This is a genomic window from Streptomyces hokutonensis, from assembly GCF_000376565.1.
Taxonomy (GTDB): Bacteria; Actinomycetota; Actinomycetes; order Streptomycetales; family Streptomycetaceae; genus Streptomyces; species Streptomyces hokutonensis.
Genome location: NZ_BARG01000045.1, coordinates 86,317 through 100,257, shown reverse-complemented (window position 1 = coordinate 100,257; position 13,941 = coordinate 86,317). Strand labels below are relative to the sequence as shown.

Sequence of the window (13,941 nt, the reverse complement as noted above, 5' to 3'; positions counted from 1 at the left end):
TCATGTCTCGGTCGTGGTGGGGGTGCCGGTCACAGGGTCTCTGGTGACCGGTTCGCTCGTGACCGGCGCGCTGCTCGTCACAGGGGCGCTGCTGGTGACCGGCGCGCTACTGGTCACGGGGACAATTGTCACGGGCGCCGCGCTGGTGGTGGCCGGCACGCTGGTGACGGGCGAACTGGTCACCACCGAGGGCGAACCGGTCGTAGGAGAACTGCTCGGCGGCGAACTGCTCGGCGGCGGCTCGCTCTTGGGCGAGGACGGAGGCGGCGACGAGGGCGGTGAGGCAGGCGGAGAGGAGGTCGTGGGCGGCGCTGTAGGGGACGTGGAGGGCGGTGCCGTGGAGGTCGGCGGGCCCACCGTCGGTCCGGAGGTCGTCGGAGCCGGGGGAGTGGACGGCGTCCTAGTCGCTCCACCGCTCGTCCCGCCGGACACCGTCAGCGTCACGTACTGCCCGAACCCCAGCTCGGTCCCGGCGGGCGGATCGGACGCGGTGACCCGCGCGTCGTCGGACGGCGCCGCGCTCCCGCCGTACCCGACGGCCAGCCCACTGCTCACCAGTTGCCGCCGCGCCTCCCCGAACGTCGCCCCCATGACGTTCGGCACCGCCTGCTGCCGCCGGGCGTCGAAGGTGCTGTCGTGCTTACCCGTCGTACCGACCGGACGCGTGATGCCGACGTCGGGATCGTCGACGTCCACGAGGGCGAGCCGCTCCATCTTCCGGGGCGCCGGCTGCACGGCCACCACCGAGGACGGCTCATATCCCTGCCACTTCTTGTTGCCGTCCGCGAACTTGACGGAAATCCTCCCCGCGTCGCCCTTGAACGGGCGCAGCGGATTTCCGCACGAGCACTTCGCGGCGGGTTCCCCCTGCTCGTCGACGAGAATCGCGATTCCCGCCTGCAGAAGGGAGTTGTAGGGCGTGGCCTTTCCCTTTCTGTAGTCGTGGTTCTGTACGAGAGTGTCGTGACGCAGGAGTACGGGTGTGAGCCGGTCGAGATAGCCCGGGATCTGGTCCGTGGTGATACCGAGCACCGACGACCACGCCACCGCCTTCTGGTGGTTCGCGGGATCGGTCAGGAACCTCTTGAGTTTCGCCACGTCACAGATGGTCGGCTGCCTGGTGCCCCCGTACAGTCCGGGCGTGTCCCCCTGCTGCAAGGTGCCCCGCACCGGCATCGACCGGACCTGGGTGTCGTGGCCCAGTCCCTGTTTCTCGTCGAAGAAAGGCGCGAGCGACGGAACTCCGGCCGCGACCGCCTTTACGACGAACGTATGTGCGCCCCCGCCGCAGCCACTCACGACCAGGACGCAGACGAGCAGCACGGCGATCCTGCGGATCACCGCAATTCCGGTCCTTTGCACAACCGCGCGAAATGTCATTACCGCTCCCCCCGGTCGCGGTTCCCCCATCGCGCTTTATGCTACTGAACGAATTTTCCGTTCAGTGAGCCGCGTGCGTTCAATTGCCTCGTGTGTTCAATGAGGCCAAATAGGCGTTGTACGCCTCGAGTTCCTTGTCGCCGTCCCGGTCGGCGGCCCGGTCCTGCCGCTTGGCCTGTCGCTGCTCCGAGCCGTACCACTGGAACAGCAGGGCGATCAGCACCAGGACGGAGGGGATCTCGCTGAACGCCCAGGCGATACCGCCGGCCGCGTTCTGGTCGGAGAGCGCGTCGATGCCGAGCGAGGAGGGCGGGTGCTTGAACGTCTCGACCATCGGCTCCGACGCCATCATCAGCGCGATGCCGAAGAACGCGTGGAACGGCATCCCGGCGAACAGCTCCAGCATCCGCATCAGATAGCCGGGCCGGTTGGGCCCCGGGTCCACGCCCATGATCGGCCAGAAGAACACCACGCCCACGGCGAGGAAGTGCACCATCATCGCGATGTGCCCGGTCTTCGAGCCCATCAGGAAGTCGAAGATCGGCGTGAAGTACAGGGCGTACAGGCTCGCGATGAACAGCGGGATCGTGAACGCGGGATGCGTGATGATCTTCATGTACCGGCTGTGCAGGAACATCAACAGCAGCTCGCGCGGCCCCTTGCGCCCCCTGGCCGCGGGCGGCAGCGCCCGGAGTGCGAGCGTGACCGGGGCGCCGAGCAGCAGCAGGATCGGCGACAGCATGCTGATGATCATGTGCTGAACCATGTGCACGCTGAACATGACCATGCCGTAGTCGTTGAGCTTGGTGCACATCACGAGCCCGACGGTCAGCACACCGATGACGTACGAGATCGTCCGCCCCACGGGCCAGGAGTCCCCGCGCCGCCGCAACCGCACGACCCCCCACGCGTACAGCCCCAGACCCAGCAGGCAGGCGGTGAGGAAGAACGGGTCGGCCGACCATTCGAGCCCGCGCCCCAACGTGAACGGCGGCAGATCCATGGTCATGCCGTGCCCGCCGTGATCCATCGGACGGCTCCTGATTCGTGGGGGTTGTGCAAGTCTGTCCGGACACAGACTAGAACTGCCCCCGGTCACGATCATGACCGGGGGCAGTTTCGTTCATGTACGAGCTACAGCACGCACTCAGCCTCTTCATACCGATCAGCGGGAACGGTCTTCAACGTCTCCACCGCATCGGCCAACGGCACCATCAAGATGTCGGTCCCCTGAAGCGCGGTCATCTTCCCGAACTCCCCACGGTGCGCGGCCTCCACCGCGTGCCACCCGAACCGGGTCGCCAGCACACGGTCGTACGCGGTAGGCGTACCCCCACGCTGCACATGCCCGAGGATCACCGGCCGCGCCTCCTTGCCGAGCCGCTCCTCCAGTTCGAGGGACAGCTGCCGCGCGATCCCCGCGAAGCGCTCATGGCCGTAGACGTCCTTCTTGCCCTCGTCGAACTCCATGGAGCCCGCGCGAGGCTTCGCGCCCTCCGCGGCCACCACGATCGCGAACCGCTTGCCCGCCTCGAAGCGTTCGCCGACGCGCGCGGCCAACTCCTCGATGTCGAAGGGGCGTTCGGGTACGACGATGGCGTGCGCGCCGGCCGCCATGCCGGAGTGCAGCGCGATCCAGCCGGTGTGCCGGCCCATGACCTCGACGACGAGGACGCGCTGGTGGGACTCGGCGGTGGTCTTGAGCCGGTCGAGCGCCTCGGTCGCGACACCGACGGCCGTGTCGAAGCCGAAGGTGACGTCAGTGACGGCGATGTCGTTGTCGATGGTCTTGGGGACGCCGACGATCGGGAGCCCGGCGTCGTACATCAGCTTGGCGGCCTTGAGCGTGCCCTCGCCGCCTATCGGGATGATCGCGTCGAGGCCGAGTTCCTCGACATGGCCCCGGGCCCGCTCCACGCCGTCACGGAGATGGGAGGGCTGGACCCGGGAGGAACCGAGGATGGTGCCGCCGCGAGCGAGGATGCCGCTCACCGCGTCGAGGTCGAGCTTGAGGTAGTCGCACTCCAGGAGGCCCTTCCAGCCGTCCCGGAAGCCGATGACCTCGTCGCCGTGGTCCACGACGGCGCGGTGCACGACGGACCGGATGACGGCGTTCAGGCCGGGGCAGTCGCCGCCGGACGTGAGCACACCAATGCGCATAGCCCGAAAGAACCTTCTCAACGTGGGCGGGACCGGACCACTTTGTCCGGCACGATCCCCGCCACCCTAACGGCAGGAGGGGGCGGGGTCGTAGCGTGCGTCCGCCTGCTGGACGACCCCGCTCACCTGCGCGGACGAGCCGTCAGACGGGCTGGTTGCCGACGTCCGAAGCCCAGGTGTACGCGTCGCTTACGCGGGCTGCTGAGCTGCGGCGATGCGCTCGTTGCGGAGCGCCTCGTACCAGCGGTCGTCGATCGGCGGCAGCGCGTTGACGTCGAGGGCCAGCTTCAGCAGCAGGTCCGCGATCAGCGGGTTGCGGGCGAGCACGGGCCCGTGCATGTACGTACCGAACACCGTGTCGTTGTACGCGCCCTCGGTGCCGTCGCCCGTGCCGTTGCCCTTGCCGAGCCGCACCTGCGCGAACGGGCGCGCGGAGGGGCCGAGATGGGTGACGCCCTGGTGGTTCTCGAAACCGGTCAGCGGGGGCAGGCCCAGGCGCGGGTCGATGTCCCCGAGGACGTCGCCGACGCAGCGCTCGCCCTCGCCGCGCACCGACACCACGTCGAGCAGGCCGAGGCCGGGCTCGCGCTGGCCGAGGTCGTTGATGAACTCGTGGCCGAGGATCTGGTAGCCGGCGCACACCGAGAAGACGATCGCGCCGTTGCCGATCGCCCGGTGCAGGCCGCCGTCCCGGCGCAGCCGCTCGGCCGCGAGCCGCTGCGGGCGGTCCTCACCGCCGCCGATGAGGTAGATGTCGCCCGAGGTCGGGATCGGCTGGTCGCTGCGCACGTCCAGCCGGGCCACGTCGAGGCCGCGCTGCCGTGCCCGGCGTTCCACGACCAGGGCGTTGCCCTGGTCGCCGTAGGTGCTCAGCAGGTCCGGGTAGATCCACACCAGACGCAGCTGGTTGTCGCTCATGGTCAATTCGTCCTCTGAGTCTCAGTTGCCGACGCGGCGGCGCAGGTCCTGGAACGCGGTGTAGTTCGCGATGACCTCGATGCGGCCGGGCGGGGCCTGCTGCACGGCCTGGTCGAGGTTGTCGCAGACCTGGAAGTGCTGGTTGGCCACTTCCAGTCGGACCGCGAGGTCCAGCTTGCGGTCGCCGATGACGAAGATGGGGTGGCCGGTCAGTCGCGTGTAGTCGACGTCCCACAGCCAGGAGGTGTCGGTGCCGTCGGCGCCGCGCGCGTTCACCGAGAGGATCACCGGGGTCGGCGGCGGATCGATCAGGCTGAACGTTTCGAGCCAGCCCGCCGGGTTCTTCGCCAGCAGCAGCCGCAGGTCGCGCTGCATGAACTGGACGACGTCATAGCGCCCCGCGACGGCCTGCACGCGGTACATGCGCTCCAGGGCGACCTGCGGCGGCACCCCGAACACGGCGGCGACGGCGGCGGAGGACGCGGCGTTGGCCTTGTTGGCGCGCCCCGGGAGCTGGAGGTGGATCGGCCAGGCGGACCCGTGCGGATCGAGCACATGGTCCCCGGAGAGCGCCCAACTCGGCGTAGGACGGCGGAACCCGCACTCACCGCAGAACCAGTCGTCACCGGGCCGCTGCATCACGCCACCGCACGAAGGACACGACCAGGCGTCGTCCTTCCACATCTGCCCGGCGGCGACCCAGATCACGTTGGGGGAGGAGGACGCGGCCCACACGACCAGCGGATCGTCGGCGTTGGCGACGACGACGGCCTTAGAACCGGCGAGCCCCTCACGCCAGGCCTCCGCGAGCATGCGGGTCTCGGCCGCGCGGTCCAGCTGGTCGCGGGAGAGGTTGAGCAGCGCGATGCACTTGGGGTCGGTGTCCCGGGCGACGCCGGCGAGGTACTTCTCGTCGACCTCGATGACCCCGAACTTGGCGTCCGAGCCACCGGCCAGCGCCGAGGTGATACCGGCGGGCATATTGGCACCGAGCGCGTTCGACACGACGGGCCCGGCGGCCCCGAGCGCCTCGGCGATCAGCCGCGTGGTCGTGGTCTTGCCGTTGGTGGCCGAGACCAGGGTCACATCCAGGCTCTGCGCGAGCCGGGCGAGGAGGTCGGGGTCGAGTTTGAGTGCCACTCGGCCGCCGATCACCGATCCGCTGCCCCGCCCCGCGGCACGCGATGCCGCCGCGACCGCCTTGCCCGCCGTCACGGCGAGCTTGGCCCGCGGCGTGAGCGGGTCCGAGTTGCCTGCCATCAGTTCTCGATCCTCCTTGCGTACGCGCCGCGCCTCTGCCTCCGGCAACGTGGTGTGGACCTCAGCCTATCGAGATCCTTATCAGTGCCCGAACCGCGGCACCGCGAACGCCTCGCGGCGGGCGTGCGCCGTAGAGAACCGTACCCTTGCGCCCATGCGATACGGCTCCATCCCGGGCGCCCACGGGCGAGTCCGTCCCCTCACCCTGCTCGGCGACCCCCTCCTGCATGCCCCGTGCGAGGAGGTCACGAACTTCGGCCCCGAACTCGCCCGCCTCGTAGAGGACTTGTTCGCGACGATGTACGCGGCCCAGGGCGTGGGCCTCGCGGCGAACCAAGTCGGCGAATCCTTGCGGGTGTTCGTCTACGACTGCCCCGACGACGAGGAGGTCCGCCACCTGGGTCATGTGGTCAACCCACGTCTCGTCGAGGCGGACGGGCTGGTGCTGCGTGGCCCTGAGGGCTGCCTCTCCCTGCCGGGCTTGGAGGCGGGGACGGATCGCTACGACCACGCGGTGGTGGAGGGTTTCACGGTGACCGGGGAGCCGATCACCGTGCACGGGACGGGTTGGTTCGCGAGATGCCTGCAGCACGAGTGCGACCACCTGGAGGGCAAGGTGTACGCGGACCGCGTGACGGGCTGGCGCCGCAGCCGCTTGATGCGACAAGCGGCCCGAGCTTCATGGTCGCGGCAGGCTTAGGTTTTTTTAGGGGCGCGGGGAACTGCGCGACCAGCCCCCACCGGCCCGCACCCGAAACACAACCCCCTAGAACCCCGGCCCACCAACCTTGTCCCCGGCGGCAGCCAACCGCCCCCACAACAGATCAGCCAAACTCCGCACCAACTCAGCCCGAGAACAAGGCCGTTCCCCCAACCACCAGTCCCCGGCAGCGTGCATCATCCCGACAATCCCATGCCCCCACACCCGAGCCAACTGCTGACTGTTGGGCCCGAGATCCACCCGCTCCTCGATGACCTGAGCCAGTTCCTCCCCCATCCGCCGAAGTAGCGGAACGGAGTGATTCCCCGTGTCGAACCCCTGGTCCGCGGTCTGCCCACCCTCGACGGGATGCATCAGGAACCGGTACACCTGAGGCAGCGCCTCGATCGCGGCGAGGTACGTGTCGAGCGTCGCCTCGACCCGCTCCCGCCGCTCCGCGGGCGCGTCCAGCGCGGCCCGCAGGGAGGACAGCAGCGCGTCCGTGTGCCGCTTGGCGAGGGCCGCGTACAGTCCGCCCTTGTCACCGAAGTGCCGGTACAGGATCGGCTTGGTGATGCCGGCCTCCGCGGCGATCGCGTTCATCGACGCCTGTGGGCCGTCACGCAGCACCACTCTGTCCGCGGCCTCCAACAGCTCGCGCCGTCGGCGGTCGGCGGACCGCTGTTGATCGGTCCGCTGCGTGGTGTCCATGGTCTCTCCCCACCCGTGCTGAATCGGTAACGCCTGCGCAAACTAACACTCAACGTGCCACACACCTCGAACGGGCTGCCGAGACGTCATCGGGAGTTGACTTTTCCTACCCGTCGGTAACAGACTCTGTCGTTACCGCAAGTAACATGCTAGTGCGCTGCTGGAGGAGTCATGGCCGAGTTCACCATGGAACTCAACGACGAACAGAAGGAGGTGCGGGACTGGCTGCACGGCTTCGCCGCCGATGTCATCCGCCCCGCCGCCGCCGAATGGGACGAGCGTGAGGAGACTCCCTGGCCGGTCATCCAGGAGGCCGCGAAGGTCGGCATCTACTCCCTGGACTTCTACGCCCAGCAGTACTTCGACCCCACCGGCCTCGGCATCCCGATGGCCATGGAGGAACTGTTCTGGGGCGACGCGGGCATAGCCCTCTCCATAGTCGGCACCGGCCTGGCCGCCGTCGGCGTCCTCGCCAACGGCACCGAGGAGCAGATCGGCACCTGGATCCCCCAGATGTACGGCGACGCCAACGACGTCAAGGTCGCCGCCTTCTGCTCCTCCGAGCCCGACGCCGGTTCCGACGTGGCCTCCATGCGCACGCGTGCCGTCTACGACGAGGCCAAGGACGAGTGGATCCTCAACGGCACCAAGACCTGGGCGACCAACGGCGGTATCGCCAATGTCCACGTCGTCGTCGCGGTCGTCGACGCGGACCTCGGCTCCAAGGGCCACGCCTCGTTCATCGTCCCGGCCGGCACGCCGGGTCTGTCCCAGGGGCAGAAGTTCAAGAAGCACGGCATCCGCGCCTCGCACACCGCCGAGGTCGTCCTGGAGAACGCCCGCGTCCCCGGTTCCTGCCTCCTCGGCGGCAAGGAGAAGCTGGACGAGCGCCTCGCCCGCGCCCGTGAGCGCGCGAAGGCCGGCGGCGGCGAGCGGGTGAAGAACGCGGCGATGGCCACGTTCGAGGCGTCCCGCCCGGCGGTCGGCGCCATGGCCGTGGGCACGGCCCGCGCCGCGTACGAGGTCGCCCTCGACTACGCGAAGACCCGCGAGCAGTTCGGCCGCCCGATCATCGACAACCAGGGTGTCGCCTTCCAGATCGCCGACATGCGTACGTCCATCGACGCGGCGCGGCTGCTGGTGTGGCGGGCGTCGTGGATGGCGGTCAACGGCAAGCAGTTCACGGCGGCCGAGGGGTCGATGTCGAAGCTCTTCGCCAGCGAGACGGCGAAGAAGGTGACCGCGCAGGCGATCCAGATTCTCGGTGGAAACGGGTACACGCGTGAGTATCCGGTTGAGCGGATGCATCGGGATGCGGCGATCTACACGATCTTCGAGGGCACGAGTGAGATCCAGCGGCTGGTGATCGCGCGGACGCTGTCGGGAATGTCGATTCGCTGAGTCGATATCTGAGGGCCGGTGGGGGCCGGCCGTGCAGTTCCCCGCGCCCCTAAAAACCGGCGTGCGTTTCAGGGGCGCGGGGAACTGCGCGCTCAGCCCCCACCGGCCCGCAGCCAACGAACTACGCGATCTACCGGTGTTTGAGCGGCGTCAACTGCTCGATGTCATAACGCGCCCGCAGCTCCTCGATAGCCGCATGATCCGGCGGCCCCCCACCCCCGAGGATCTCCAACAGCTCCTCGAAATACCGCTCGTGATCCGGCGGCGGAGACGCCTGGAAGAACATCTTCGCGGGCGTCTCCGTGGGGTTGGCGAACGCGTGCGGACAACCGGGCGGTACGACGATCACCGTGCCCGGTGTCGCCCGTACCACCCGGGTGCCCGAACTGGACTCCCAGCGCTGCCAGTTGTCCGGTGTCCGGATGCGCGGCTCGAAGGCGAGCACGTCCAGCTCGCCTTCGAGCACGTAGAACAACTCCTCGCTGCGCGTGTGGACATGGGCCCCGACGTCGAACCCCGGCGGCACCACCACCTCGAAGGTGGACGCCGTCCGCGAGTGCGAGCCGGTCACCTTGAACGTCACGTGCTGCGCGGGTGTCTGTACGATCCGGCCGTGCCCCGGCGGCACGAGCAGCCCCTCCGTCGCCGTCATCGGCACCTCACCACGTCACAGGCAGTGCCTCGGGACCGCGGATCAACGCGCCCTTCTTGAACGGCACTTGATCGGCCGGCACCGCCAGCCGCAGCCCCGGCAGCCGGTCGAGCAGCGCGTCCACCAGCAGCTCGGACTCCATCCGCGCCAGCATGTTGCCGGGACAGAAGTGCGGGCCGAAGCCGAAGGAGACGTGCGGGTTCGGGCTGCGCGAGAAGTCGATCTTCTCGGGGTCGGGGAAGACGTCCGGGTCACGGTTGGCGGCCAGGTACGACACGTACACCGGATCGCCCGCCCGCATCCGGACCCCGCGGATCTCCACGTCCTCCATGGCGATCCGGGACAGCCCGACCGCGTTGCGGTGCGGGATGTAGCGCAGCAGTTCGTCGATGGCCTGGGGCCTCGACTCCGGCTCGGCGCGCAGCCGTTCGACGAGATCGGGGCGGGTCAGCAGCAGATAGAACATCTGCCCGCTGTTGTTGGTGACCGCCTCGCCGCCGATCTGCAGCAGCACCGCGAGCCCGACCGCCTCCTCCAGGGTCATCTCCTCCCGGCCCACGGCGGCACCGAGCAGCGAGGCGACGTCCTCGCCGTCACTGCCCTCCCGCAGGCCGATGAGATCGCCGAAGTAGGCGCCCATCTCCTGCTTGGCCTGCTCGCTGACCTCGGCGCCGTGCGAGGAGGACAGGATGAGCTGGGTCCAGGTGTGCATGCCGTGCCGGTCGGCCGGCGGCACACCCATCAGCTCGCAGATCACCGCGATCGGGAACGGGCTCAGCACGGTCTCGGTGAGATCGGTGGGCGGTCCGTCCTGGAGCAGCTCGTCGACCAACTCGTCGAGCAGCAGCCGGGACTGCTCCCGCACCCGCTCCACCCCGCGCGCCGTGAACGCCGGGGCGACCGAGCGTCGTAGCCGCGTGTGGTCCGGCGGGTCGAGGAACCCGACCGCGCCACGGGCCGGGATGAAGTGCGGGGCGAGCCGGGTCACCGGCTGGTCCATCACCGCCTCGCGGCTGAACCGGGGGTCGTTGGTGACCATCCGCACGTCGTCGTGCCGGGTGACCAGCCACGCCCAGCCCTCGCCGTTGGGCAGCTTGATCCGGTTGACCGGACCCTCCCGCATCAGCTTGGCGAGGACGGGGTCGAAGTCCACCCCGGTCAGGTCCAGGGCCGGCCACGGCCTGACCGGGGGCAGGGTCTCGGTGAGCGTCTCTTCAGTCATGCCGTACTCAAGCCGTCTCTCGGTTGTCGTTGTGCCAGCGGCCCAGGGCCATCTCGGCGGTGATGCCGGGTCCGAACCCGGCGAGCAGTCCGCGCGCCCGGTGTTCGGCGCCGCCCTCGTCGAAGAGCCGGCGCAGCGCGTCCAGGACGACGGCGCTGGCGATGTTTCCGTACTCGGTGAGGGTGGCCCGGCTGAACCGGAACGCGTGCGGGTCGACCTGGAGGAACTTGCTCAGGTCGTCGAGTATTCGGGGCCCGCCCGCGTGGACTATGTAGAAGTCCAGGTCGGCCGCGTCCCAGCCGTGCAGTCCCGCGAGGTCCTGGAGCGCCGGTGCGAGGGGCTCCATGGTGGCCGGCACCCGCTTGTCCAGCAGGAAGTGGAACCCGGTGGCCCGGACGTCGTACATGATCCACTCTTCGGTCTTGGGGATCAGGTACGACCCGTTGCGCTCGAGCTGGATGCCCGTCCCGCCCCGCCCGCGCACCACGGCCGCGGCGATGCCGTCGCCGAAGAGCCCGTTGGAGAGCAGCGAGCCGATGCCGAGGTCGGTCGGCTGGTAGCACAGCGAGCAGAACTCGCAGGCCACGATGAGCGCGTTGGCGTCCGGGTACGCCGTGCAGAAGTCGTGCGCCCGGTTGATCGCCGCACCGCCGGCCGCGCAGCCGAGCTGGGCGATCGGGATCTGGCGGGTGGTGGACTCGAAGGCCATCTCGTTGATCAGCCAGGCCGTGAGCGAGGGCATCATGAAGCCCGTGCACGAGACGTAGATGATCACGTCGATGTCGGTGGTGAGGAGTTCCGCCTCGTCGAGCGCCCGCTGCACGACCGACGGGACGCGGGCCTTCGCCTCGGCCGTGTAGATCTTGTTGCGGTCCTCGAACCCGGGGTGCTTGAGGGTCTCCTCGATGGGCTGCACGATGTGCCGGGTGCGCACACCGGTGTTCTCGATCAGCCGGAGGGCCAGCGGCAGGTTGGGGTGGTCCGCGTGACGGGAGCGCGCCAGCTCCAGCGTCTCCTCCATCGTGATCACGTGCTCGGGAACCGACACCGAGGGCTTGCACAAAGTCGCCATGAACCGTCCCTGCTTTCGCCTTCCGGAAGGCCTTCGCCCGCCGGTCAGAAGGTGGTTCACCTCAGAGGGTGGTGCACCCACGATCACCCTTGAGGGCGACGATCTCTCGGTGGACTACTCCAATTCAGGGACCCTGTGTAAAGGTCGGATCAGTATCCGGACCCCGCCCGAAGAAGGACGCGATGACCACGAACCCTCTGGTAGCCCGGATCGCGACCGGCACGGCGCCCATCGAAACCCTCGCAACCCTGGCCCTGGAACAGCACCGCGTGATCCCCGCCGACCGCCGCGCCTTCCTGCATCTGGCGCAACGCGAAACGGCCACCCCGGAGGCGGCCGACTTCTTCGAGTTCCTGGCGGCGGGGGAGGCGATGGCAGGGGAGCGGCTCATCGCCTTCGCGGAGGCCTGCGGGGTGGACGAGGCACGGTTGCGCACGTACGAGCCGCTGCCGGGCTGCCAGGCGTACCCGGCATACGTGGCGTGGCTGGCCCTGAACGCCGAACCGACGGACGTAGTAAGCGCGTTGACGTCCAACTTCGCGGAATGGGGCGGCTATTGCGCGACGATCGCCGGCGCGCTGCGATCCCAGTACGGCTTCACTGACGAGGCCTGCGGCTTCTTCGATTTCTTCGCGGAACCGTCGCCGGAATTGGACGAGAAGGCATTGAGGGTGAGTGGGTCGAACAAGGGGTTTGTGAACACCTACAGCACCTTGCTCAGGCACTACGAGGGGATGTTCTGGACCACGCTAGGCGCAACTCCCTAGGGGCGCGGGGAACTGCGCGCCCAGCCACAACGCACCCGCACCCGCCGTCAGCCGGAACCCCCACTGCTATGGGCGATGCAAGCCACGTCAATCCGATCAGCCAACTTCGCAAGCTCGATCGTCAGGGCAGCCACAGTGTCCTCGTCAAGCCCGTCTTCTCCAGCCTCGACAAGGTGCAGCCACCTCCCGCCCACGGTACGGAGAAGCTTGCTCACATCGGCGGCAGCCACCTGCAAGGTCCCGCGGTCGTCGACGATCAGAGGCAGAGTCACTTCGCGGTTCACACAGGGGATCGTAGCCGCGGAACGCTCACGCTCCGTGCCATACCGTGGTGATGTTGCAGAACTCCCGGATTCCGTGCCCCGACAGCTCCCGCCCGTACCCGGACCGCTTCACCCCGCCGAACGGGAACGCCGGATGGGACGCGGTCATCCCGTTGACGAACACCCCGCCGGCCTCCAGATCCCGTACGAACCGGTCGACCTCGGCCTCGTCGCGCGTCCACACGTTGGAACTCAGCCCGAACGGTGTGTCGTTGGCGAGGAGGACGGCCTCGTCGAGGTCGGCGACGCGGTACAGCGTGGCGACGGGCCCGAACGTCTCCTCGCGGTGGACGCGCATCTCGCGGGTGATGTCGGCGAGGACGGTCGGCGGGTAGTACCAGCCGTCCCCGTCGGGTCGCTCCCCGCCGCACAGCACGGTCGCGCCGCTCTCCACGGCGTCGTCGACGAGTTCCTCCAGGTCCTCGCGCCCCTGTTCGCTCGCGAGCGGTCCGACCTCGGTCTCCTCCGCCAGCGGATCACCGACAGTGAGCGCCTTCATGCCGGCCACGAACCGTTCGGCGAAGGCGTCGAAGACGTCCGTGTGCACGATGAACCGCTTGGCGGCGATGCACGACTGCCCGTTGTTCTGCACGCGTGCCGTCACCGCGATCCTCGCGGCCCGGTCGATGTCGGCGGACGGCATGACGACGTACGGGTCGCTGCCGCCCAGTTCGAGGACCGTTTTCTTGACCATGTCCCCGGCGACGGAGGCGACCGCCCGTCCGGCGGGTTCGCTGCCGGTGAGGGTGGCCGCCTTCACGCGCTCGTCGCGCAGGATCTCCTCGACCGCGCCGGAGCCGATCAGGAGGGTCTGGAAGGCGCCTTCGGGGAAGCCCGCGCGGTGGAACAGGTCCTCCAGGTAGAGGGCGGTCTGCGGGACGTTCGAGGCGTGCTTGAGGAGGCCTACGTTGCCCGCCATCAGCGCGGGCGCGGCGAAGCGGACGACCTGCCAGAGCGGGAAGTTCCACGGCATCACGGCGAGCACCGGGCCGAGCGGCCGGTAGCGCACCAGGGCCCGGGAGGCGCCGGAGTCCTTGACGTCCGCCGCGTCGGGCTCCTCGTCGGCGAGGAGACCCTCGGCGTGGTCGGCGTACCAGCGCATCGACTTCGCGCACTTGGCGGCCTCCGCGCGGGCCTGCTTGACCGGCTTGCCCATCTCGGTGGTCATGATCCGGCCGATGTCCTGCTGGTCCTCGTCGAGCAGATCGGCGGCCCGGTGCATGAGCCGGGCGCGCTCGGCGAAGGAGGACGTCCGGTAGGTGCGGAACGTGGCCTCCGCGAGCTGGAGCCGCCGCTCGATCTCCTCGTCGCCCATGGCCTCGTACGTCTTGAGCGTCTCGCCGTTGGCCGGGTTGACCGTCGCGATGGGCATGGC

General features: G+C 68.9%; 14 protein-coding genes. 3 read left to right on the top strand and 11 right to left on the bottom strand.

Features of this window, described 5'->3' with window-relative positions:
* From SSP08S_RS56110 to SSP08S_RS27805, 5 genes are all read right to left on the bottom strand, one after another.
* Positions 1-1,341, bottom strand: coding sequence for a DUF6777 domain-containing protein (locus tag SSP08S_RS56110; protein WP_019070922.1), 1,341 nt, complete (start codon positions 1,339-1,341; stop codon positions 1-3).
* Between the two features lie 118 nt (positions 1,342-1,459).
* Positions 1,460-2,410, bottom strand: a complete 951-nt coding sequence (locus SSP08S_RS27820; protein ID WP_019070921.1) for a cytochrome c oxidase assembly protein — start codon at positions 2,408-2,410, stop codon at positions 1,460-1,462.
* Positions 2,411-2,514: 104 nt separating this feature from the next.
* Entirely contained in the window at positions 2,515-3,540 is a 1,026-nt protein-coding gene (locus tag SSP08S_RS27815; protein WP_019070920.1) for a 6-phosphofructokinase, read from the bottom strand.
* A gap of 189 nt (positions 3,541-3,729) precedes the next feature.
* Positions 3,730-4,458, bottom strand: coding sequence for a type 1 glutamine amidotransferase (locus SSP08S_RS27810; RefSeq protein WP_019070919.1), 729 nt, complete (start codon positions 4,456-4,458; stop codon positions 3,730-3,732).
* A 21-nt stretch (positions 4,459-4,479) separates the two neighbouring features.
* On the bottom strand, positions 4,480-5,718 hold the full coding sequence (locus SSP08S_RS27805; protein WP_019070918.1) for a Mur ligase family protein: 1,239 nt from the start codon (positions 5,716-5,718) through the stop codon (positions 4,480-4,482).
* A gap of 154 nt (positions 5,719-5,872) precedes the next feature.
* Here SSP08S_RS27805 and def point away from each other — a divergent pair, with 154 nt between their 5' ends.
* A complete protein-coding gene (gene def / locus SSP08S_RS27800; RefSeq protein ID WP_019070917.1) occupies positions 5,873-6,418 on the top strand; it encodes a peptide deformylase in 546 nt (181 codons plus the stop codon).
* Positions 6,419-6,484: 66 nt separating this feature from the next.
* On the opposite strand, the gene SSP08S_RS27795 is transcribed toward def, so the two are convergent.
* Positions 6,485-7,129, bottom strand: a complete 645-nt coding sequence (locus SSP08S_RS27795) for a TetR/AcrR family transcriptional regulator (protein ID WP_019070916.1) — start codon at positions 7,127-7,129, stop codon at positions 6,485-6,487.
* A 171-nt stretch (positions 7,130-7,300) separates the two neighbouring features.
* Here SSP08S_RS27795 and SSP08S_RS27790 point away from each other — a divergent pair, with 171 nt between their 5' ends.
* Complete coding sequence (locus SSP08S_RS27790) at positions 7,301-8,530, top strand: acyl-CoA dehydrogenase family protein (protein ID WP_019070915.1); 1,230 nt, start codon at positions 7,301-7,303, stop codon at positions 8,528-8,530.
* Positions 8,531-8,660: 130 nt separating this feature from the next.
* Here SSP08S_RS27790 and SSP08S_RS27785 read toward each other — a convergent pair whose 3' ends face one another.
* From SSP08S_RS27785 to SSP08S_RS27775, 3 genes are read right to left on the bottom strand one after another with little or no spacing between them, the layout of a single operon-like run.
* Positions 8,661-9,182, bottom strand: a complete 522-nt coding sequence (locus SSP08S_RS27785) for a cupin domain-containing protein (RefSeq protein WP_019070914.1) — start codon at positions 9,180-9,182, stop codon at positions 8,661-8,663.
* Positions 9,183-9,189: 7 nt separating this feature from the next.
* Complete coding sequence (locus SSP08S_RS27780; protein WP_019070913.1) at positions 9,190-10,404, bottom strand: cytochrome P450; 1,215 nt, start codon at positions 10,402-10,404, stop codon at positions 9,190-9,192.
* Positions 10,405-10,411: 7 nt separating this feature from the next.
* The gene (locus SSP08S_RS27775; RefSeq protein ID WP_019070912.1) at positions 10,412-11,476 is read right to left on the bottom strand and encodes a type III polyketide synthase; all 1,065 of its coding nucleotides are present in this window, start codon (positions 11,474-11,476) and stop codon (positions 10,412-10,414) included.
* Between the two features lie 182 nt (positions 11,477-11,658).
* On the opposite strand from SSP08S_RS27775, the gene SSP08S_RS27770 reads away from it, so the two are divergent.
* Positions 11,659-12,243: a thiaminase II/PqqC family protein gene (locus tag SSP08S_RS27770; RefSeq protein WP_019070911.1), complete on the top strand. Its 585-nt coding sequence runs from the start codon at positions 11,659-11,661 to the stop codon at positions 12,241-12,243.
* Positions 12,244-12,290: 47 nt separating this feature from the next.
* Here SSP08S_RS27770 and SSP08S_RS27765 read toward each other — a convergent pair whose 3' ends face one another.
* Both SSP08S_RS27765 and SSP08S_RS27760 read right to left on the bottom strand, forming a co-directional pair.
* The gene (locus SSP08S_RS27765) at positions 12,291-12,527 is read right to left on the bottom strand and encodes a DUF6213 family protein (RefSeq protein ID WP_019070910.1); all 237 of its coding nucleotides are present in this window, start codon (positions 12,525-12,527) and stop codon (positions 12,291-12,293) included.
* 25 nt (positions 12,528-12,552) lie between these two features.
* Positions 12,553-13,938 (bottom strand): NADP-dependent succinic semialdehyde dehydrogenase, encoded by a 1,386-nt coding sequence (locus tag SSP08S_RS27760; RefSeq protein WP_019070909.1) that lies wholly within the window; start codon positions 13,936-13,938, stop codon positions 12,553-12,555.
* Positions 13,939-13,941: the final 3 nt, after the last annotated feature.

Bases quoted from the DNA above. Each gene is read 5' to 3' on its own strand.
- SSP08S_RS27815 (WP_019070920.1), bottom strand. From the start codon at position 3,540: ATGCGCATTGGTGTGCTCACGTCCGGCGGCGACTGCCCCGGCCTGAAC.
- SSP08S_RS27810 (WP_019070919.1), bottom strand. From the start codon at position 4,458: ATGAGCGACAACCAGCTGCGTCTGGTGTGGATCTACCCGGACCTGCTG.
- def (WP_019070917.1), top strand. From the start codon at position 5,873: ATGCGATACGGCTCCATCCCGGGCGCCCACGGGCGAGTCCGTCCCCTC.
- SSP08S_RS27775 (WP_019070912.1), bottom strand. From the start codon at position 11,476: ATGGCGACTTTGTGCAAGCCCTCGGTGTCGGTTCCCGAGCACGTGATC.
- SSP08S_RS27770 (WP_019070911.1), top strand. From the start codon at position 11,659: ATGACCACGAACCCTCTGGTAGCCCGGATCGCGACCGGCACGGCGCCC.
- SSP08S_RS27805 (WP_019070918.1), bottom strand. From the start codon at position 5,718: ATGGCAGGCAACTCGGACCCGCTCACGCCGCGGGCCAAGCTCGCCGTG.
- SSP08S_RS27790 (WP_019070915.1), top strand. From the start codon at position 7,301: ATGGCCGAGTTCACCATGGAACTCAACGACGAACAGAAGGAGGTGCGG.
- SSP08S_RS27820 (WP_019070921.1), bottom strand. From the start codon at position 2,410: ATGGATCACGGCGGGCACGGCATGACCATGGATCTGCCGCCGTTCACG.
- SSP08S_RS27795 (WP_019070916.1), bottom strand. From the start codon at position 7,129: ATGGACACCACGCAGCGGACCGATCAACAGCGGTCCGCCGACCGCCGA.
- SSP08S_RS27760 (WP_019070909.1), bottom strand. From the start codon at position 13,938: ATGCCCATCGCGACGGTCAACCCGGCCAACGGCGAGACGCTCAAGACG.
- SSP08S_RS27780 (WP_019070913.1), bottom strand. From the start codon at position 10,404: ATGACTGAAGAGACGCTCACCGAGACCCTGCCCCCGGTCAGGCCGTGG.
- SSP08S_RS27785 (WP_019070914.1), bottom strand. From the start codon at position 9,182: ATGACGGCGACGGAGGGGCTGCTCGTGCCGCCGGGGCACGGCCGGATC.